Origin of the sequence: Micromonospora sp. NPDC047134, from assembly GCF_040643455.1 — a bacterium.
Classification (GTDB): Bacteria; Actinomycetota; Actinomycetes; order Mycobacteriales; family Micromonosporaceae; genus Micromonospora.
On sequence record NZ_JBEYUI010000011.1, the window covers coordinates 62,675 to 80,864 of the forward strand.

The window sequence follows — 18,190 nt, forward strand, 5'->3', positions numbered from 1 at the left end:
AATCCCCACCCGGCACCGGCCGAGCACTGTCAGGATTCGGGGCGAAACCAGCAGTTCCCCCGGCCTTCCGCTCCCAGCGCATCGGCCGGTGGAGCCGTGCGCGCGGCGGGAGACACGGTCCCCCCACATACCTTCTCTTCCGCCGCGCGCCCCTCGATCGGCTCGGGTCTCTCAGGCCGACGCGGTGGCCAGGTAGGCGTCGATCTCCTCGAGGATCCGCCGCTTGCCGGTCCCGTCCAGGAAGGACGCGGTCACCGCGTTGCGGGCCAACTGCGCCACCTGCGCCGGACCGGCCTCCAGCAGGCGGGCCGCCACGGCGTACTCGTCGTTGAGGGTGGTGCCGAACATCGGCGGGTCGTCGGAGTTGATGGTCACCAGCAGCCCGGCCTCGACCAGCCGGGGCAGGGGGTGCTCCTCGATGCGCGGCACCGCCCGGGTCCGCACGTTGGAGGTCGGGCACACCTCCATCGGGATCTGCCGCTCGGCCAGGTGTTCCAGCAGCTTGGGGTCTCCGGCGGCGGAGATGCCGTGCCCGATCCGCTCGGCCCCCAGCTCGCGCAGGGCGTCCCAGACGGTCTGCGGGCCGGTGGTCTCCCCGGCGTGCGGCACCGACCGCAGCCCGGCCGCCCGGGCCTGGTCGAAGTAGGGCTTGAACTGCGGGCGGGGCACCCCGATCTCCGGCCCGCCCAGACCGAAGCTGACCAGCCCCTCCGGTCGCTGCTCCAGACAGATCCGCAGGGTCTCCTCGGCGGCGGCCAGGCCTGCCTCCCCCGGGATGTCGAAGCACCAGCGCAGCTCGATGCCGAAGTCGGCGGCGGCCCGCTTGCGGGCGTCCTCGATGGCCTCGCAGAAGGCCTCAGCGGGGATGCCCCGGTGCACGTGCGAGTACGGGGTCACCGTCAGCTCGGCGTAGCGGACCTGCTGGCGGGCCAACTCCCGGGCCACCTCGTGGGTGAGGGTCCAGACGTCCTCCTGGTCGCGGATCAGATCCACGACGCTGAGGTACAGCTCGATGAAGTGTGCGAAGTCGCGGAACACGAAGTAGTCCGCCAGCAGTTGCGGATCCGCCGGGACCGGGGTGCGTCCCTCGTGCCGGGCGGCCAGCTCGGCCACGATCCGGGGTAGGGCGGAGCCGACGTGGTGCACGTGCAGCTCCACCTTGGGCAGTCCGGCGATGAAGGTAGGCAGATCGGTCACAGACTCTCCTGGGCGCTGGCGCCGGTCCGGGCGACGACGAAGATCCGGCGGAACGGGAAGTACACCTGCCCCTGCCGCACCGGGTACGCCTCGGTCAGGCGTACCCCCAGGGCGGCCCGGAAGGCCGACCAGCGGGCGGGGTCCAGCGCGGCCCGGACCGGGCGCAGGGCGGTGCCCTCCATCCAGGTCAACACCGGATGGTCCGCGTCGGGCGGGGCCGCCAGCAGGTGCACATAGATAGTCTCCCAGGCGTCCACGGTGCAGTCGGCGGCGACCAGCGACTCGGAGACCGGCTCGGCGGGCGGCCACGGGAGCAGGTCGGCCTGCCAGGCCGACAGACCTTCGGGCCCACATCCAGACCCCACACAAATAAAAACCGTACGTACGTCTTGCTAGATTATGGCCCGACCCGGCCGGTGGCAACCGTGGCCACTAGGCTCCCCCCATGGAGCAACGCACCTTCCCCCGACTCGGCCGGCAGGCCGGCGTGGTGGGCCTGGGCGCCTGGCAGCTCGGCGCCGACTGGGGCACGGTCAGCGAGGACGACGCGATGCAGGTGCTCAGCGCCGCCGTCGAGGCCGGGGTCACCTTCCTGGACACCGCGGACGTGTACGGCGACGGACGCAGCGAGCAGCTGATCGGGCGGTTCCGCGCCGCCCACCCGGAGGCCGCACTGACGGTGGCCACCAAGATGGGCCGCCGGGTACCGCAGGCCCCCGAGGCGTACACCCTGGACAATTTCCGGGCCTGGACCGACCGGTCCCGGGCGAACCTCGGAATGGACACTCTGGATCTGGTGCAGTTGCACTGCCCCCCGACGGTGGTATTCGCCGACGACGCGGTCTTCGACGCCCTGGACACCCTGGTCGAGGAGAAGCGCATCGCCGGGTACGGGGTCAGTGTGGAGACCTGCGAGGAGGCCCTGACCGCGATCGCCCGGCCGGGGGTGGCCAGCGTCCAGATCATCCTCAACGCGCTGCGCCACAAGCCGATCGAGCGGGTGCTGCCGGCCGCCGCCAGCGCCGGGGTCGGCATCATCGCCCGCGTTCCGCTGGCCAGTGGGCTGCTCTCCGGCCGCTACGACGAGCACACCACCTTCGCCGCGGACGACCACCGGTCGTTCAACCGGCACGGGGAGGCCTTCGATGTCGGGGAGACCTTCTCCGGTGTCGACTTCGCCACCGGCCTGGCCGCCGTACGCCGGCTGGCCCCCCTGGTCGGCGACGACCGGACGATGGCCCAGTTCGCCCTGCGCTGGGTGCTCGACCAGCCGGGGGTCACCGTGGTCATCCCGGGGGCCCGGGACGGGGCACAGGCCCGCGCCAATGTCGCCGCAGCCGGTCAGCCGCCACTGTCGACATCGGAACTGGCCGAGGTGACCTCGGTCTACGACGAGCTGATCCGACCGCAGGTGCATCACCGATGGTGAACGAACCGTCCGGCGGGGTCACCGACCGGCCCGAGGACAAACAGGTCGTGATGAGCGGCTGGTTCCGGCTGACCCTCGGCCTGCTGGGGGTGGTCCTTGGCGCGGCCTGCACGGTGCAGGGGCTGGGCTATGTCGAGGGCAGTGTGATGGCCGGCCAGCGGATCTGGGCCGTGATCGGCCCGGTGCTGATGGTGGCCGGCCTGGTCCTGCTCTGGCTGGGGGTACGGGCCCGCAACCGCCGCTGATCCCGTACCGGACCTCAGGGTCCGGTACGGGATGCGGCCGGCACGGTCGGAGGTGGATTCGCCCCGGGCCAAGCACGAAAGGGCCCCGCGCACGGGAAAGCCCCGCGTCCGGTAGGAACGCGGGGCTTCACACCGATGTCTGGGGCGGCCTCGCCACTGGCCGGCAGCCGCCGACCGGTGTTGTCAGAGGGGGCGGACCTGCTCGGCCTGCGGACCCTTCTGGCCCTGGGCGATCTCGAACTCCACCCGCTGGTTCTCCTCCAGCGAGCGGTAGCCGCTGGTCTGGATGGCCGAGAAGTGGACGAACACGTCAGCACCCCCGCCATCGACGGTGATGAAGCCGAAGCCCTTGTCTGCGTTGAACCACTTCACGGTTCCCTGCGCCATCTGAATCTCCTTCTAAAACTGGCGGCCAAGCACGCCGGTGCGGCCGGTTGGCCGTTTTCGAGCAGCGGCGCCTGAGGCGGCCCCCGGTGAAGGAGACTTCTCTCAACCCACGCCATCTCTCAACAGCGTGGAATAGCAAACCACGTACGCAAAAACTCTGCACAGCCTACCGGACGAAATTCTCCGACATGTGACCTGACGGATAGGTCAGGCCCACTAGGTGGTGGCCGCGCATGAGTCGAAGGGCCCCTTACCGGGCGGGTCTAATCGGGCCAACTGCCGGTCAACCGGCGTACCCCGACCGCTCCACCCCGGTCCACAGCGGCCCGTACCACCGAGAAGATGGCACCCTGCAAGGCGGCGGCGGCCAGGATCTCGGCCCACCGGCGGTCCTCGTCGGTGGGGTTGGGCGCCTCACCATCCCCGGCGGTCATCTTCCACACCTGACGGAAGATGACGCCGGCGAGGGCACCGGCGGCCAGCCCCATCAGCACGCCGACCGGCCGGTAGGCCGCCTTGCCGATTGTGTTGCTCATCCACGCCTCCCCTGGATGATGGCCAGAATCACCGCGGCGACGACCGCCCCGGCGGCCAGCGCCACGAAGGGTGCCGGACCACTGCGGGCGCTGCCGGTGGTGGCGTCGCGCCGCATCCCGGTCTGCGCGCGCATCCGCGCCACCGTCACCGCGGCCTGGTCCCGTACCCGTTCCCGGGTCTGGTCCGCAGAGGACTTCAGCCGCTTCTTGATGTCCGCCTTGGCGGCCAGCGCCTCCATCGTCTCGCCCAGCTCGACCCGGGTGCGCTGGATCTCCTCCCGCAGCGCCTCGGTGTCACCGCTGCCGTTGCGTGTCATGCCCGCCCCCTGTCCCGGACGGCGGCGCTGACCACGTCGACGTCGGCGCGCAGGCTGCGCACGGTGGCCTGCGGCACCGGCGGCACCGCCCGACGAAGCTCCCGTCGTCCGATCAGGGCGAGCACCCCGGCGATCGGGAACATGACCACCCCCACGATCAGGGCGGCGGCCCACGCCGGCAGCACCAGGGCCAGCAGCAGGATCGCGGTGGTGATCAGCGCGGTGAGACCGAAGAACGCGAAGACCCCGCCCCCGGCCAGCAGACCGACCCCTATGCCGGCCCGCTTGCCCTTCTCCGTCACCTCGGCGCGGGCCAGCGTCAGTTCGTCGCGTACCAGGCGGGAGACCTGCTCGGCCGCCCGCTGGACCAACTCGGCGGTGGACGGTTCGCCCCCACCGTGGGGCGTCCGCCCATTGTGGGATGTCCTCCCGTTGTGGGATGCCCGGATGTTCGCCACGTCGGCCATGCTGTCCCCCTCTCGTTCATCTTCGCGCTGTATGCCCGAACTCGGCGCCGGTCAATCCTGCCTGCGGATGGTCGACTTTCCGCCCGGCGGCAGGCACCGAGAGATGGGACAGAAGCGTCCCGCAGCAGGTCCCCGGAAAACCCGGCGACAAACCCGGCCTCCGGTGGTTTCCCTCCGGATCAGGGCGGTTTCTCTGCCCCGAGCAGCCGGGGACCCAGCGGCGCGGCCCGGCCGGGCGGGGGGTCAGTGGCGGGTCTGTGCGGGCTCCTCCGGGCCGACGAAGGCCTCGCTGCGGGCCTCGCCGTCGTCACTGCCGCCGAACAGGCGCGCGTCGTCCGGCACCTCGGCGTGCCGGCGGGGCGCCCGTGCGGGTCGTACCCACTGCCAGGGCAGGGTGCCGGCACCGTCGCCGACCTCGGCGCGCAGCCGGGGCATCGCGGTGGGCCGGTGGTCGCGTACCCACGCCACCAGGTGTTCCCGGACCAGACAGCGCAGGTCCCACAGGGCCCCGGCGCTGCCGGCGCTCACCAACGCCCGAATCTTGATCATGCCGCCGGTGGCGTCCGTCACCTGGAGTACGCAGACCCGGCCGTCCCACAGCTCGGTGCCCTCCACCAGGCGACGCAACTCCTCCCGCATGGCCTGCACCGGGACCGACCAGTCGACCTCGAACTCGGCCGTGCCCAGCACGGCGGCCTCGGTCCGGGTCCAGTTCTGGAAGGGGGTGCTGATGAAGTAGGAGGTGGGCAGGATCAGCCGCCGGTCGTCCCAGATCTGCACGACCACGTAGGTGAGGGTCAGCTCCTCGATGCGACCCCACTCCCCCTCGACCACCACCACATCGTCCAGCCGGACTGCGTCGCTGAAGGCCAGTTGCAGCCCGGCGAAGAGGTTGCCGAGCAGACTCTGGGCGGCCAGGGCGGCGACGATACCGACCACACCGGCGCTGGTCAGGACCCCGGCGCCGATGCCGCGTACGGCCGGGAAGGTCATCAGCATCACGCCGACCGTGAGGATCACGATCACCACGATGGTGACCCGGCGGAGCATGACCACCTGGGTACGCACCCGGCGGGCCTGGCGGTTGTCCGGCACGTCTACCCGGAACCGGGCCAGGGCGGTGTCCTCGACCACCACCAGCAGGGAGGTGACCAGCCAGGCGGTGGCGGCGATGACCGCGAGCACCAGCAGATGCAGCAGCACCTGACGCCAGGCGGTGCCGACGGCGTACCCGGTGCTGAACCGGATGGCGAACTGCACCGCCAACACGGTCGCGGCCACCTGGGCGGCCCGGTGGGCGTGCTCGGCCAACTCGGTCAGCAGCACCGAACGGCGGCCCCATCGTTTGATCAGCCGATGCACCACCTCTACGACGACGACGGCGGTCGCCGCCGCAGCGAGCGCGGCGACGACCGTAACCAGATAGCTGTGCACGTGTTGCTCCTCCTCCGAGCCGACGGCAAGATCCGCACAAAGGGGCTATCGTGCCTCGGATCGCCGCCGCCGGCCACCGCTGGGAGGCGGTGGCCGGCCGGAGGATCAGACCTTGCGGTAGCGGGACTGGAGGAAGCAGTAGACGCCGAAGGCGGCGATGCCCAGGCCGATCAGGAGCAGCAGAATGGTGCCGAAGGGCTGGTCACGCAGGGTACGCAGAGCGGCGTCGAGCCCTCGGGCCTTCTCCGGGTCGTAGTTGACCGCGGCCAGCACGACCAGCAGACCGGTGACCGCGAAGGCGCTGCCTCGGGAGATGTAGCCGGCCATGCCCAGACGGCGGGCGAGCTGGGTGGTCCGGGCGTTCATCTCGCCGGTCTTCAGCCGCTTCATGAACTTCTTCTTGGCCCCGTAGATGACCATGCCGACACCGATCCCGGCGAGGACCAGGCCGGCCAGGCCGACCAGCCAGCGGCCACCGGTGGACTCCATCATCCGGGCGGTGAGCTCCTCCTGCTGGGAGGCGCTGTCGGAGTTGGCGTTGGAGAAGACCTTCCAGGCCGTCCAGGCCAGCCAGAGATAGATGACCGTCCGGGCGGCGGAGACTACCCGCTCCTTGGTCCGGTCGTTGCCCTGGGCGGCGTGGTGCCCGACGGCCGCCTCCAGGGCCTGCCAGATCGCCATGGCAAGCATCCCGACGGCGATCGCGACTACAAGGAACTTGCCCATGGGTTGCGCCGCGAGGGTGCGCAGCGCGCCGGACTGGTCGCCGTCGTCGGCAGACTTGCCGAACGCGAGCTGGAGGACCAGCCAGCCGAACAACAGGTGGACGATCCCGTAGCCGATGAAACCGGCCCGGGCGAGGAGTTCCAGCCACCGGCTGTCGGCCGTACGGGCGGCGGTGGCTTCGGCGTTCCGGGTGAGAGACATGGGCTCTCAATCACCGGACGCGAAGATTTCCAAACGTGGCGCCGCCGCCCGTCGTGACCGTCAGCTCGGGTTGCGGGAGATTCGCACCGCGACCTGGGAATCGGTGACGCTGTCCAGGGTGACCGCGAGACCACCGACCTCGGTGGCCTGCTGGCCGACGGTGAGGGTCAACTGTTCACCGGCGATGTCGAGGGTGACCTGGTCGTTCTGGACGCCGACCAGCTTGGCCTCGACACCGAGAATGTTGGCGTTGGCCTCGACCCCACGGTCGAAGGTCACCGTGCAGGCGTCCAGTCCGCAGTCGGTGCTGGCCCCTTCGGAGCTGCAACCGGCCAGCAGGGCGGTGCCCAGGGCCAGCCCGGCCAGCAGGCCGGCGAGCCTACGGGGAAAGGTGGGGGAAGTCTTACCGGCGGAGGGTCGGTTCATCACGCCGCCAAGGGTACGCAAGACCCGCGAATCCCCATCGGTACGCGACCTGATCACCAGCCGGGGGTGCCGGCGACCCCGCTGAGCACCTCGGCCGCGGCCCGCCCGCAGGCCCGGGTGGCGCCGTGGGTGGCGATGTGCACCGGCCCGGTGACCAGGGCGGGGACCCCCAGTTCCACCACCACCGCGTCGGGTCGGGTGGTCAGGGCCCGGTCGACCGCGGCCCGCATCCAGGAGTGCCGGTGCAGGTCCCGCACGACCAGGACCAGGGGGCGACCGGCGGCCCCGGCGCTGGGATCGGCCGGGGTGGCCTCCTCGGTGTAGCGGACTCCGGTGGTGCCCGGCAGCAACTCGGCCAGGGGGGTGGCCACCCCCCAGGGGGTGTCCGTACCGATCGCCAGGTGGTGGGGTGGGGCGAACTCCACCACATGCGCGGCGCCGTCCAGGGGCAGGGTCCGCTGCCCGTCGGTGTGGGTGACCCGGACCGCCCGGCGGGCGGCGGCCAGCCCGACCCGCGAACCGGCCCCCTCGGCCCAGCCGTCGCCCGACCCGGTCCGGCCCTCGACCGACCCGTTCCGGCCGTCGACCGTCGCGGTTCGGGCGGCCACCGTCCAGGCGGCCAGTTGGCCGACCCGCTTGGCCGCCTCGGCCAGTCGTTCCTCCGGCAGTTCCCCGGAGACGACCGCGCCGACGATGGCCTCCCGCAGCTGGTCGACGACCTGCTCGTCGGCGTGTTCGCCGCCGACACAGATCGCGTCCGCTCCGGCGGCCAGGGCCCGGACCACCGCCCCGGGCAGGCCGTACCGGCCGGACACCGCCCGCATCTCCATCCCGTCGGTCACCACCACCCCCTGGAAGCCCAACTCCTCCCGGAGCAGGCCACCGAGGATCCGACTGCTCAGGGTGGCCGGGAGCTGCGGGTCCAGCGCCGGCACCAGCAGGTGACCGGTCATCACGGCCTGCACCCCGGCGGCGACCGCGGCCCGGAAGGGGGCCAGCTCGACGGCCGCCAGGCGGGCCCGGTCGGCGGTAATCCGGGGCAGATCGTGGTGGGAGTCGACATGGGTGTCGCCGTGGCCCGGGAAGTGCTTGGCGCAGGCGGCGACCCCGCTGGACTGCAGGCCGCGTACCCAGGCGGTGGTGTGCCGGGACACCAGGGCGGCGTCGGCGCCGAAGGAGCGCACCCCGATCACCGGATTGTCCGGGTTGGAGTTCACGTCGGCGTCCGGGGCGTAGTTCAGGGTCACTCCGGCGGCGGCGAGTTCGGCGCCGAGATCACGGGCCACCTCCTCGGTCAGCGCCGGGTCGTCCACCATGCCGAGGGCCAGGTTACCCGGCCGGGAACTGCCCCGTACCCACTCGATCCGGGTGACGTCGCCGGCCTCCTCGTCGATCGCGACGATCACCTCCGGGCGTTCCGCCCGCAGGGCCGCGGTCAGCGCGCTGACCTGTTCCGGGTCTACGACGTTGCGGCTGAACAGGACGACCGAGCCGAGCCCCTCGCCGAGGAGGCGACGGACCCAGTCGGGCGGGACCGTCCCGACGAAACCGGGCTGCAGCACCGCGTTCGCCAGCGCCGCCAGGTTTCCGTTGGACGCCCTCATGCCTGCTCTCCTCCACTTCGTACCGTCACCCGACGGTTCAGCCATGGTCACACTCGCACCCGGGAATAGTCAATAAACCTTACAGTTGCCTTGGGAGCGCTGCCCGGCGAGAGTGCGGGGATGGAGCTGCTGCTGCTGAGCGACGCGACCAGCCCGGCCGACATCCCCGGCGTACGCCTGCTCGGCCTGGTGGTCGGCGGCCTGCTGTTGCTGCTGGCGATCCGGGCGATGTTCCGGCGCTGAACCGCCGGTGAGGTGGCCCGACCCGGGAGCCGGTCCGGTTTCGGCATCAGGTCGCCCGGGTACCTGCGGCCCTCGATGAAACTGACCACGCACTCGATGTCGTTGCGCCGCGCGGCTCGCAGCCTGTTCGGTTGGAGCACCCTGCGGCCCAACCAGCTCGCCGCCATGCGGGCCGTGATGAAGCGCCGCGACGCCCTGGTGGTCCTGCCCACCGGCGCCGGCAAGTCGGCGATCTACCAGATCCCGGCCAGCCTGATCCCCGGCCCCACCGTGGTGATCTCGCCCCTGCTGGCCCTGCAACAGGACCAGATCGCCGCGCTCAACGAGCGCCAGCGACCGGAGCTGCGGGCGGTACGGATCAGCTCGGACGAGTCGCCCAGCCAGCAGGCCGAGGCGATCGCGGAGATCCGCGACGGCCGGGCGGAGTTCCTGTTCATCACCCCGGAGCAGCTGGCCAACCCCGAGCGACTGGCCGAGGTGCGGGAGCTGAAGCCCGCCCTGGTCGCCATCGACGAGGCACACTGCATCTCCGCCTGGGGACACGACTTCCGCCCGGACTACCTGGCCCTGGGGCAGCTCATCGAGGGCCTGGGCCGCCCGCCGGTGGTGGCGCTGACCGCTACCGCCTCCCCACCGGTACGCGAGGACATCGTCGCCCGGCTCCGGCTGCGCGACCCGGAGATCGTGGTCTCCGGGTTGGACCGGCCGAACCTCTTCCTGGAGGTGGCGCACTGCCCGACCGAGGACTACCGGTGGCGGCGGCTGATCGCCCTGCTGGAGCAGGACGAGCGGCCCGGCATCATCTACCTGCCCACCCGGCGCGCCGCCGAGGAGTTGGCCGAGCGACTCACCTCGACCGGTTTCCCGGCGCAGTACTACCACGGCGGGATGGCCGGGGGTGCCCGGGCCCGCCTGCACGAGGCCTTCCTCGCCGACCAGGTGCCGATCATGGTGGCGACCTCGGCGTTCGGCATGGGTATCGACAAGCCCAACATCGCCTGGGTGGTGCACATGGCCCTGCCCGACTCGCCGGACAGCTACTTCCAGGAGATCGGTCGCGCCGGACGCGACGGCCAGCCCGCCCGGGTCCTGCTGCTCTGGCAGGCCGAGGACATCGGGTTGCAGCGGTACTTCAGCGGTGGCCTGCCGGATCTCACCGAGCTGCGCGACCTGGCCGCCTTGCTGCGCAGTGGCCCGAGCACCCGCAAGGAACTGCGCGAGACCACCGGCCTGGGCCCCCGCAAGCTCGGCCAGTACCTGGCGCTGCTGGAACAGGTGGGGGCCGCCCAACCCCGGGCGGGGCAGCGGATCGGGGCACCCCGCTACTCCCCCACCCCCGTCCAGGCCGCCGAGGCCGCCCTGGCCGAGGCCGAACGGCAACAGAACCTGACCCGTTCGCGTACCGACATGATGCGTGCCTTCGCCGAGACCAGCGCCTGCCGGGGACAGACCCTGCTGGCGTACTTCGGGGAACAGATGAGCGAGATCTGCGGGCACTGCGACAACTGCCACGCCGGCACCAGTGTCGCCGACGACGGTGCGGTGGGTCCCTTCCCGGTGCACAGCCAGGTCCGGCATCCGGAGTGGGGGCCCGGCCTGGTGCTCAGCTACGAGGAGGGCCGGATGACGGTGCTGTTCGACGAGGTCGGGTACAAGACCCTGTCGGTCAGCGTGGTGTCCGAACAAGGGCTGCTGTCGCTGGATTAACCTGGGCCAGCCGTCGGCCGCACCGACCCGGGTCCGGCCGAGGGAAAGACCGACGACGAGCGGGAGAGGCACATGATCGAACAGCCGGCGTACACCGGTTTCGGTTTCACCGACGAGGAGTGGGGGCTGCTCGTCGGTCTGCCGCAGTCGGTGCTCACCGCGGCCAGCGCGGCCGAGTCCGACGGCACCAAGGCGACGATGGCCGAGAGCGCCGCCGGGCTGGAGAGCATCTCCGCCGGCCGGGAGTCCGCCAGTCCCCTGGTGGCCGCGGTCGCCGGTGAACTGGTTACCCGGGTGGGCGACCCGGAGGCCGGCGAGGAACTGCCCGCCATCGCCCCCGCCGACCCGCGCGGCTACGCGGAGGACGTGCTGGCCCGGGCCAAGGCGGCCATGGAACTGTTGGCGGCCAAGGTCGACGAGGGGGAGGCCGGGGCGTACCGGCACTGGCTGGTGGAGATCGCCGACCAGGTGGTCGGCGCGGCCAGCAGCGGCGGGGTCCTGGGCCTGGGCGGCAGCGTGGTCAGCGCCTCGGAGCGCCGCTTCCGCGACCGCCTGCAGCAGGTCCTCAACGACTGACCCCCACCCCCACCCAAAACACCCCGTGGATCATGACGTTAGCGGCAGTTGTCGATCTTCGAACTACCGCTAACGTCATGATCGACACGTGCGGGGCGGGGGTCAGGTGACCCGGTGGCGGAAGAGCACTGCGGAGAGCAGCATGCCTAGGGTCAGGATGGCTAGGGACCAGGCCAACGCTCGGGCGGGTGCCGACCCGACCGGGGTGTCCAGCAGCAGGCCGCGCAGGGACTCGATGACCGGGGTGACCGGCTGGTGCTCCGCGAAGCCGCGCAGCCAACCGGGCATGGTCTCCACCGGTACGAAGGCGCTGCTCGGATAGGGCAGGAACATCACCAGGAAGGTGTAGCCGTTGGCCGCCTCCGGGGTACGGGCCAGCAGCCCGAAGGCCGCGGACACCCAGGAGACCGCCAGCAGGAACAACACCAGCAGCCCGGCGGCGGCCAGCCAGCGCACCGGCGTCACGGCCGGCCGGAACCCGATGGCCACGGCCACCGTCAGCACCAGGCTGGTGGCCACCAGGTTGCGGGCCACGCTGGCCACCACGTGCCCGCCGAGGATCGAGGTGGCTCCCACGTCCATCGTGCGCAGCCGCTCGATCATCCCCTCGGTCAGGTCGGTGGTCACGCTGACCGCGGTACCCGCCGCCCCGAACCCGGCGCAGAGCAGCAGCACCCCGGGTACCACGTAGGTCACGTAGGCCGAGCCGGTGTCGATCGCCCCGCCGAAGAGGTAGACGAAGAGCAGCATCAGCAGCACCGGCAACACCAGCGAGGTGAGCAGGGCGTCGATGTTGCGCCGGGAGAGTCGGACGCAGCGCCCGATCATCACCCCGGTCTGGGCACCCCGCAGCGCCAGCTCAGACATGGGTAACCTCCGGTCGGCCGGTGAGGGTCAGGAAGACGTCGTCCAGGGTCGCCTCGCGGACGGTGAACCGGACCACCCCGTGCCGGTCCGGGTCGATCTCGTCGAGCAGTCGGCGTACCTGCGGTGCGCTGCCGTCCGTGCTGACCGCCAGGGCCAGCCGGGCCGGATCCTGGCCCAGGACCCGGTCGCCCAAGCGCTGCGCCACCTGCGCGAATCCGGCCGGGTCCCGCCAGATCAGCTCCAGTCGCTGGGCCCCGAACCGTCGCTTGAGTTCGGTGGCGGTGCCCTCGGCGGCCAGCCGGCCCTGGTGCAGCACGGTGATCCGGTCGGCCAGCCGGTCCGCCTCCTCCAGGTACTGGGTGGTCAGCAGCACGGTGACCCCGGCCTGGGCGAGTTCACCGATCACCTCCCACAGGCCCTGCCGACTGCGGGGGTCCAGCCCGGTGGTCGGCTCGTCCAGGAAGATCACCGAGGGGGTGCCGACCACGCTGGCCGCCAGGTCCAGCCGACGGCGCATCCCCCCGGAGTAGGTCCGCACCCGCCGACCGGCGGCCTCGACGAGGTCGAACCGTTCCAGCAGGGTGGCGGCCCGGCGGCGGGCGGCCGGTCCGGAGAGCCCGGTCAGCCGGGCCAGCATGGTCAGGTTCTCCACCCCGGTCTGCCCGTCGTCCAGGGCGGCGTGCTGGCCGGCGAGGCTGATCACCCGCCGGACCTGCCGCCGGTGGTGCCGCACGTCGTGCCCGGCCACCCGGGCGGTGCCGGAGTCCGGGCGGGTCAGGGTGGCCAGGATCCGCACCGTGGTGGTCTTGCCGGCCCCGTTGGGGCCCAGCAGGGCGTGCACCCCGCCGGTGGCCACCCGCATGGTCAGCCCGTCCAGCACCACGAGCCTGCCGTAGGTCTTGCGCAGGTCCTCCAGCTCCACCGCCGGGGGTCCGTTGGTCATGATCCACCTCCGTTGATCTGCGTACGGCATACGCTTTAATGCGTAGACCGTACGCAGAAGATAGGATGGCGGTCAAGCCGTTACTGGGAGGTGGGGTGGGCGAGGTCGAACTGCCCGAGAACATCGCGCTCGCGTGGGGGCTGCGCGACCGGTCCAGTCGGGGCCCCAAGCGCAGTCTCAGCCTGGAACAGGTGGTCGCCACCGGCATCCAGGTCGCCCAGGCCGAGGGGCTGCCCGCGGTGTCGATGAGCCGGGTCGCCAGCGAGCTGGGGGTGTCGACCATGTCGCTGTACCGGTACGTACCGACCAAACACGACCTGCTGGACCTCATGGTCGACACCGCCTTCGGCCCGCCGCCGCCACCTCGCGGCCCCGAGGAGGGCTGGCGATCCGCCCTGGCCCGCTGGGGTGAGGGCAACCTCGTGGCGCTGCGCCGACAGCCCTGGATGCGACATGTGGCGATCAGCGGCCCCCCGATCAACCCGAACCAGGTCCGCTGGTTCGAGTACGGGCTGGTAGCCCTGCGCGGCACCGGGCTGCGGGCCACCGAGCGGATCTCCACCATCATGCTGGTCAGCGGGTACGCGCGCAGCTGGGCCATGATCAGTGTGGATCTCGCCGAGGCCGCCGCCCGGTCCGGGCAGACCCCCGAGGAGGTGGGCCTGCGCTACTGGCGCAACCTGGCCGTGCTCACCGCCCCCGGCCCGTACCCCGCCATCCACGAACTGCTGGCCGAGACCTTCGACGAGGAGGAGCACCCCGACGAGGACTGGCGCTTCGGCCTGGAACGGATGCTCGACGGGGTCGAGGTGCTGATCCGCAACCGCGCCTCGGGCCCGGCCTGAGCAGGCCCCCTCAGGCCCGCTCCAACAGGGTCAGCACCGCCCGCTCGGCCTGGTCACGAGGGGTGTCCGGGCGTACCGGCGCCAGCACCCCGTCGTGGAACAGGTCGACCACCCGGGGATCCACATAGGAGGTACGGGCCACCGTCGGGGTGTTGCCCAGCAGCTGGGCCACCTCCCGCATCACCCCCGTCACCGCCCGACGGCGGGCCGTCACCGACCGGGGTGCCCCAAGCGCGGCCAGTTCGGTGGCCGCCCGTACGGTCGCGTGCCAGGTCCGGAAGTCCTTGGCGGTCATCTCCCCGCCGCTGGCCGCACGCAGATAGTCGTTGACCTCGTCGGCCCGCACGTCCCGCCAGTCCCGCCCGTCCCAGTAGCCGAACAGCCGCTGGGCCGAGCGGCGCCGTCTACGCAGGTCGACCAGCACCTGGCAGAGCTGCGGGTCGGAGACCGACCGCACCTGCTCCACACCCCCCTTGGCGGGGAAGGCGAAGACCACACAGCCCTGCCGCAGCCGGGCGTGCTCCGGACGCAGGGTGGCCACCCCGAAGGTCGGGTCCTCACCGGCGGCGTACTGGTCCCCGCCGACCCGGAAGGTGCCCATGTCCAACAGACGGGTCACCGTGGCCAGCACCCGTTCCCGGCGCAGCCCCCGCCCGGCCAGATCCCGGCCCACCCGCTCCCGCAGCACCGGCAGCCGCCGGGCCACCTCCAGAACGTGGTCGAACTTCGCCTGATCCTGACGCTGCCGCCAGAGGGGGTGATAGAGGTACTGCTTGCGGCCGGCGGCGTCGATCCCGGTGGCCTGGATGTGCCCGTTGGGGTACGGCGAGATCCAGACCTGCCGCCAGGCCGGCGGGATGACCAGGGCCCGCAACCGGGCCAGCTCGTCGGGATCGCCCACCGGGGTGCCGTCCGGCCCCAGGTACGACCAGCCCTGGCCGCGCCGGCGGCGTCCGTACCCCGGCCGACCCGGATCGCTACGCCGCAACCGCACGGTCCGCACGCACCGCCCGTTCCACCTCGTCGACGGCCCCCAGCACCCGATCGAGATCGAGCGCGGCCATCGTGGGGTGACTACCTACCCCGTCCCAGTCCGGCCATGCCCCCGGCCCGGCCCAGAGCACCCGGTGCCGTCGCCGCTCCGGCGGCGGCCCCCACCGGCTGGGCGGGACCGGGCCGAAGAGCACCACCGAGGGGGTGCGGTAGCCGGTGGCCAGGTGCGCCACCCCGGTGTCCCCGCTGACCACCAGGCGGGCGTCGGCCACCAGGGCCGCCAGCCCGGCCAGGTCGGTCCCCCCGGCCAGCACCGCCTCCGGGGGCAGGCCGGCCCGCGCCGCGATCCGGGCCACCGTCGAGCGTTCCCGGGCACTGCCGGTCAGCACCACCCGGTGTCCCTGCTCGCTCAGCCGCCGGGCCAGGGCCGCGTACCGGTCGGGTGGCCACCGCTTGGCCGCCACCTTGGACCCGGGATGCAGCACGGTCACCCCGGCCAGGTGCGACCGCGGCGGTCGGCGCAGCTCCAGGTCGGTGGGGTCGGCCGGGATGCCGTGGTCGGCCAGCAGCCGGCACCACCGCGCCACCTCGTGCTCCTCGTCGGCCCACCCCGGCCCGTCCAGATGTCCGGCCTCCGGGTTGGCGAAGGCCAGCAACCGGCCGGGGTCCACGGTGGCCAGCAGCCGATGCGAGTCCGGTCCCCGGCCGTGCAGGTTGACCGCCACCTCGACCGCCGTCCCGGGTCGGTCCAGCCGGTTCAGCCCGGCGGTCGGCAGCAGCCGGTCGACCCCGCCGACCAGCTCGACCAGCGGCGCCAGCCAGGCCGGCGCGGCCAGCACCAACTCCGAATCGGGGTACGCCGCCCGCAACCCCCGCAGCGCCGGGACCGCCGTGGCCAGGTCGCCGACGCCCAGGGCACGCAGGGCCAGGATCACGGGTAGGAGGTTTCCTGCTCGGCGCAGACCACCAGCTCGCGGACCGCGCAGCCGGCGGGCTGGGACAGGGCGAACATGATCGCGGCGGCGGTGTCCCCGGGCTCGTTGAGGATGGCGTCCGGGCCGGGCCGGTACTGCGGGTCCCGGTCGTCGAAGAAGGCCGTCCGCATCCCGCCCGGGATCAGCAGGGTCACCCCCACCGTCCCGGCCAGCTCGGCGGCGAGCGCCCGGGTGAACCCGACCACCCCGAACTTGGCCGCGCAGTACGCGGTGGCGTCACTGACCGCCTTCAGCCCCAGGGTGGAGGCCACCGTGACGATGTGGCCCCGGGAGGCCGTCAGGAAGGGCAACGCCGCCCGGATCACCGCGGCGGTGGCCAGCAGGTCCACGGCCACGATCCGGTCCCAGGTCTCGCCGGGCACCTCGGCCAGTCGACCGGGCACGTCGATGCCGGCCGCGGTGACCACCGCGTCCAGTCCCCCGGTCCGCTCGACCAGCCGACGGGTGGCCTGCTCCGCCCCCCGGGTGTCGGCCAGGTCGCATTCGATCCACGGCACCCCGTCGGCGGGGGCCTGCCGGTCGAGCACCAGGGGTCGGCCGCCGGATCGGGCCACCGCGGCGACCACGGCCGCGCCCAGACCGCTGGAACCGCCGGTGACCAGCACCGTCCGGCCGATCTCCGGGGTGCTCATGCCAGTGCTCCGGTGGCCCGGGTGGCCGCGATCAGGCCGGTGGTGGAGCGGCCGTCCAGGTAGGGCACCACCACGCTGTGGCCGCCCCAGCGGCGCAGGATCTCCGCCTCGGGCAGGGCCTCGGCACCACCGGTGGCGTAGTCGCCACCCTTGACCCAGATGTCCGGCCGCAGCCAGGACAGGGCCGCCGCCGGGGTCGACTCCTCGAAGATCACCACCGCGTCGACGCAGCTCAACGCGGCCAGCAGCCGAGCCCGGTCGACCTGCCCGGTGACCGGCCGCTGCGGGCCCTTGAGCCCGGTGACGCTGGCGTCGGAGTTCAGGCACACCACCAGGCAGTCGCCGAGTTGCCGGGCGGCCTGGAGGGTGGCCAGGTGACCGGCGTGCAGCAGGTCGAAACAGCCGCCGGTGGCCACCACGGTGCCCCCGGCGGCCCGGACCCGGGCCACCACGGCGGCGGCCGCGGCCACCCCCACCCGGTCCTCGGCGGCCGGGGTGTGCACCGGCTGCGGGGCCCGCCGCACCGGCGGTGGCAGGGCGGTGGCCACTCCCCCCTCGGCCACGTACGCCGAGGCCTCGGTGACGGCCTCCCGGACCGCCTCGGAGACCACCGCCCCACCGGCCAGGGCCAGGCTGGCGGTGGCCGCGAACCGGTCTCCCGCGCCGCAGGTGTCCCCCTCGGCGGCGACCGGAGCGGGCACCATCAGGGGGGTGGAGTCGGCCTGACTGAGCAGGGCGCCCTCGGCCCCCAGGGTCACCGCGACCGCGCCCGAGCGCCACCGCTGCCGCAGCCGCTCGGCCCCCTCGGCGGCGGTGGCCAACCGGGTAGCCCCGACCGGCGCCTCCACCAGGTGCCGCACCTCGGCCTCGTTCGGGGTGGCCAGGTGCACCCCGGGCACGGCCGCCGGTCCGCGTGGGTGCGGATCCCAGACCACCGGGGCCCGGGTGGCCGCCAGGGCCGCCCGCAGCGCCGGCTGCCGGGCCACCCCCCGGCCGTAGTCGCTGACCAGCACCACGGAGGCCCGTTCGATCACCCGCAGCACGGCCGCTGCGGGCTCCCCCGGCTCGCCGGCGCCACCACCCCGGTCGTGGCGCAGCAGCACCCGCCCACCGGCCCGCAGCCGGATCTTCTCCGGGGTGGCCCCGGTCAGCGGCAACGGATACACCTGCACCCCGGCGGCGGCCAGCAGCACCCCCAGGCGGGCCGCACCGGCGTCCTCGGCCAGCGCGGTGATCAGCACCACCTCGGCGCCCTGGGCAGCCGCGAAGACGGCGGCCAGCCCCGCCCCGCCCGGCCGGTCCAGGTGGGTGAGCTCGTCGAGCACCGGCACCGGCGAGTCCGGACAGAGCCGGTTCACCACGCCCTCGACGTCGCGGTCGAGCAGGGTGTCGCCGAGCACCACCACGGGTCCTGTCACGA

21 protein-coding genes and 1 pseudogene are annotated in these 18,190 nt (G+C 72.6%); 6 read left to right on the forward strand and 16 right to left on the reverse strand.

Annotated elements, in window-relative coordinates:
- Nucleotides 1–171: 171 nt before the first annotated feature.
- Together ABZ795_RS15470 and ABZ795_RS15475 are read right to left on the reverse strand one after the other, a co-directional pair.
- Nucleotides 172–1,197, reverse strand: coding sequence for an adenosine deaminase (locus ABZ795_RS15470; protein WP_357530811.1), 1,026 nt, complete (start codon nt 1,195–1,197; stop codon nt 172–174).
- A pseudogene (locus ABZ795_RS15475) lies at nt 1,194–1,460 on the reverse strand (trans-aconitate 2-methyltransferase); the annotation flags it as partial. The pseudogene ABZ795_RS15475 and the gene ABZ795_RS15470, both read right to left, overlap by 4 nt.
- Nucleotides 1,461–1,642: 182 nt before the next feature.
- On the opposite strand from ABZ795_RS15475, the gene ABZ795_RS15480 reads away from it, so the two are divergent.
- Both ABZ795_RS15480 and ABZ795_RS15485 read left to right on the forward strand, forming a co-directional pair.
- Complete coding sequence (locus ABZ795_RS15480) at nt 1,643–2,626, forward strand: aldo/keto reductase (protein WP_357530812.1); 984 nt, start codon at nt 1,643–1,645, stop codon at nt 2,624–2,626.
- Nucleotides 2,627–2,676: 50 nt separating this feature from the next.
- Nucleotides 2,677–2,871, forward strand: coding sequence for a hypothetical protein (locus tag ABZ795_RS15485; RefSeq protein WP_327027173.1), 195 nt, complete (start codon nt 2,677–2,679; stop codon nt 2,869–2,871).
- Nucleotides 2,872–3,054: 183 nt separating this feature from the next.
- On the opposite strand, the gene ABZ795_RS15490 is transcribed toward ABZ795_RS15485, so the two are convergent.
- The 8 genes from ABZ795_RS15490 to ABZ795_RS15525 all read right to left on the reverse strand — a co-directional run bounded on the left by ABZ795_RS15490 (nt 3,055) and on the right by ABZ795_RS15525 (nt 8,969).
- Entirely contained in the window at nt 3,055–3,258 is a 204-nt protein-coding gene (locus tag ABZ795_RS15490; RefSeq protein WP_007458127.1) for a cold-shock protein, read from the reverse strand.
- A gap of 263 nt (nt 3,259–3,521) precedes the next feature.
- The gene (locus tag ABZ795_RS15495) at nt 3,522–3,794 is read right to left on the reverse strand and encodes a DUF4235 domain-containing protein (RefSeq protein ID WP_327026839.1); all 273 of its coding nucleotides are present in this window, start codon (nt 3,792–3,794) and stop codon (nt 3,522–3,524) included.
- On the reverse strand, nt 3,791–4,111 hold the full coding sequence (locus tag ABZ795_RS15500; RefSeq protein ID WP_357530813.1) for a DUF3618 domain-containing protein: 321 nt from the start codon (nt 4,109–4,111) through the stop codon (nt 3,791–3,793). Before ABZ795_RS15500 ends, ABZ795_RS15495 begins: the two co-directional genes overlap by 4 nt.
- Nucleotides 4,108–4,578 (reverse strand): phage holin family protein, encoded by a 471-nt coding sequence (locus ABZ795_RS15505; RefSeq protein WP_357530814.1) that lies wholly within the window; start codon nt 4,576–4,578, stop codon nt 4,108–4,110. The genes ABZ795_RS15500 and ABZ795_RS15505 overlap by 4 nt, the downstream gene beginning before the upstream one ends.
- Nucleotides 4,579–4,821: 243 nt before the next feature.
- Entirely contained in the window at nt 4,822–6,012 is a 1,191-nt protein-coding gene (locus ABZ795_RS15510; RefSeq protein WP_357530815.1) for a mechanosensitive ion channel domain-containing protein, read from the reverse strand.
- 105 nt (nt 6,013–6,117) lie between these two features.
- On the reverse strand, nt 6,118–6,939 hold the full coding sequence (locus ABZ795_RS15515; RefSeq protein ID WP_327026843.1) for a DUF1206 domain-containing protein: 822 nt from the start codon (nt 6,937–6,939) through the stop codon (nt 6,118–6,120).
- Between the two features lie 60 nt (nt 6,940–6,999).
- Nucleotides 7,000–7,365, reverse strand: coding sequence for a hypothetical protein (locus ABZ795_RS15520; protein WP_357530882.1), 366 nt, complete (start codon nt 7,363–7,365; stop codon nt 7,000–7,002).
- A gap of 53 nt (nt 7,366–7,418) precedes the next feature.
- Complete coding sequence (locus ABZ795_RS15525) at nt 7,419–8,969, reverse strand: glycoside hydrolase family 3 protein (RefSeq protein WP_357530816.1); 1,551 nt, start codon at nt 8,967–8,969, stop codon at nt 7,419–7,421.
- A 120-nt stretch (nt 8,970–9,089) separates the two neighbouring features.
- Here ABZ795_RS15525 and ABZ795_RS15530 point away from each other — a divergent pair, with 120 nt between their 5' ends.
- From ABZ795_RS15530 to ABZ795_RS15540, 3 genes are all read left to right on the forward strand, one after another.
- A complete protein-coding gene (locus ABZ795_RS15530) occupies nt 9,090–9,212 on the forward strand; it encodes a hypothetical protein (RefSeq protein ID WP_327026845.1) in 123 nt (40 codons plus the stop codon).
- Nucleotides 9,213–9,287: 75 nt separating this feature from the next.
- Nucleotides 9,288–10,919, forward strand: a complete 1,632-nt coding sequence (locus ABZ795_RS15535) for a RecQ family ATP-dependent DNA helicase (RefSeq protein ID WP_357530817.1) — start codon at nt 9,288–9,290, stop codon at nt 10,917–10,919.
- Nucleotides 10,920–10,991: 72 nt separating this feature from the next.
- Entirely contained in the window at nt 10,992–11,495 is a 504-nt protein-coding gene (locus ABZ795_RS15540) for a hypothetical protein (RefSeq protein WP_327026847.1), read from the forward strand.
- A gap of 102 nt (nt 11,496–11,597) precedes the next feature.
- Here ABZ795_RS15540 and ABZ795_RS15545 read toward each other — a convergent pair whose 3' ends face one another.
- Entirely contained in the window at nt 11,598–12,362 is a 765-nt protein-coding gene (locus tag ABZ795_RS15545; RefSeq protein ID WP_327026848.1) for an ABC transporter permease, read from the reverse strand.
- Nucleotides 12,355–13,305 carry an ATP-binding cassette domain-containing protein gene (locus tag ABZ795_RS15550; protein ID WP_357530818.1) on the reverse strand — a complete coding sequence of 317 codons (951 nt, stop codon included), beginning with the start codon at nt 13,303–13,305 and terminating at the stop codon, nt 12,355–12,357. Before ABZ795_RS15550 ends, ABZ795_RS15545 begins: the two co-directional genes overlap by 8 nt.
- A gap of 95 nt (nt 13,306–13,400) precedes the next feature.
- On the opposite strand from ABZ795_RS15550, the gene ABZ795_RS15555 reads away from it, so the two are divergent.
- A complete protein-coding gene (locus ABZ795_RS15555; protein WP_327026850.1) occupies nt 13,401–14,150 on the forward strand; it encodes a TetR/AcrR family transcriptional regulator in 750 nt (249 codons plus the stop codon).
- A gap of 10 nt (nt 14,151–14,160) precedes the next feature.
- On the opposite strand, the gene ABZ795_RS15560 is transcribed toward ABZ795_RS15555, so the two are convergent.
- The 4 genes from ABZ795_RS15560 to ABZ795_RS15575 are packed head-to-tail and all read right to left on the reverse strand — an operon-like array spanning nt 14,161 to nt 18,188.
- Complete coding sequence (locus ABZ795_RS15560; protein WP_357530883.1) at nt 14,161–15,144, reverse strand: DNA topoisomerase IB; 984 nt, start codon at nt 15,142–15,144, stop codon at nt 14,161–14,163.
- Entirely contained in the window at nt 15,128–16,078 is a 951-nt protein-coding gene (locus ABZ795_RS15565) for a glycosyltransferase family 9 protein (RefSeq protein ID WP_357530819.1), read from the reverse strand. Before ABZ795_RS15565 ends, ABZ795_RS15560 begins: the two co-directional genes overlap by 17 nt.
- Nucleotides 16,075–16,770: an SDR family oxidoreductase gene (locus ABZ795_RS15570; RefSeq protein ID WP_327026852.1), complete on the reverse strand. Its 696-nt coding sequence runs from the start codon at nt 16,768–16,770 to the stop codon at nt 16,075–16,077. The genes ABZ795_RS15565 and ABZ795_RS15570 overlap by 4 nt, the downstream gene beginning before the upstream one ends.
- The gene (locus ABZ795_RS15575) at nt 16,767–18,188 is read right to left on the reverse strand and encodes a PfkB family carbohydrate kinase (protein WP_327026853.1); all 1,422 of its coding nucleotides are present in this window, start codon (nt 18,186–18,188) and stop codon (nt 16,767–16,769) included. Before ABZ795_RS15575 ends, ABZ795_RS15570 begins: the two co-directional genes overlap by 4 nt.
- Between the last annotated feature and the right edge of the window lie 2 nt (nt 18,189–18,190).

Coding starts and splice junctions, on each gene's coding strand:
- ABZ795_RS15480 (WP_357530812.1), top strand. CDS start 1,643: ATGGAGCAACGCACCTTCCCCCGACTCGGCCGGCAGGCCGGCGTGGTG.
- ABZ795_RS15485 (WP_327027173.1), top strand. CDS start 2,677: ATGAGCGGCTGGTTCCGGCTGACCCTCGGCCTGCTGGGGGTGGTCCTT.
- ABZ795_RS15490 (WP_007458127.1), bottom strand. CDS start 3,258: ATGGCGCAGGGAACCGTGAAGTGGTTCAACGCAGACAAGGGCTTCGGC.
- ABZ795_RS15495 (WP_327026839.1), bottom strand. CDS start 3,794: ATGAGCAACACAATCGGCAAGGCGGCCTACCGGCCGGTCGGCGTGCTG.
- ABZ795_RS15500 (WP_357530813.1), bottom strand. CDS start 4,111: ATGACACGCAACGGCAGCGGTGACACCGAGGCGCTGCGGGAGGAGATC.
- ABZ795_RS15505 (WP_357530814.1), bottom strand. CDS start 4,578: ATGGCCGACGTGGCGAACATCCGGGCATCCCACAACGGGAGGACATCC.
- ABZ795_RS15515 (WP_327026843.1), bottom strand. CDS start 6,939: ATGTCTCTCACCCGGAACGCCGAAGCCACCGCCGCCCGTACGGCCGAC.
- ABZ795_RS15520 (WP_357530882.1), bottom strand. CDS start 7,365: ATGAACCGACCCTCCGCCGGTAAGACTTCCCCCACCTTTCCCCGTAGG.
- ABZ795_RS15525 (WP_357530816.1), bottom strand. CDS start 8,969: ATGAGGGCGTCCAACGGAAACCTGGCGGCGCTGGCGAACGCGGTGCTG.
- ABZ795_RS15530 (WP_327026845.1), top strand. CDS start 9,090: ATGGAGCTGCTGCTGCTGAGCGACGCGACCAGCCCGGCCGACATCCCC.
- ABZ795_RS15535 (WP_357530817.1), top strand. CDS start 9,288: ATGAAACTGACCACGCACTCGATGTCGTTGCGCCGCGCGGCTCGCAGC.
- ABZ795_RS15540 (WP_327026847.1), top strand. CDS start 10,992: ATGATCGAACAGCCGGCGTACACCGGTTTCGGTTTCACCGACGAGGAG.
- ABZ795_RS15545 (WP_327026848.1), bottom strand. CDS start 12,362: ATGTCTGAGCTGGCGCTGCGGGGTGCCCAGACCGGGGTGATGATCGGG.
- ABZ795_RS15550 (WP_357530818.1), bottom strand. CDS start 13,305: ATGACCAACGGACCCCCGGCGGTGGAGCTGGAGGACCTGCGCAAGACC.
- ABZ795_RS15570 (WP_327026852.1), bottom strand. CDS start 16,770: ATGAGCACCCCGGAGATCGGCCGGACGGTGCTGGTCACCGGCGGTTCC.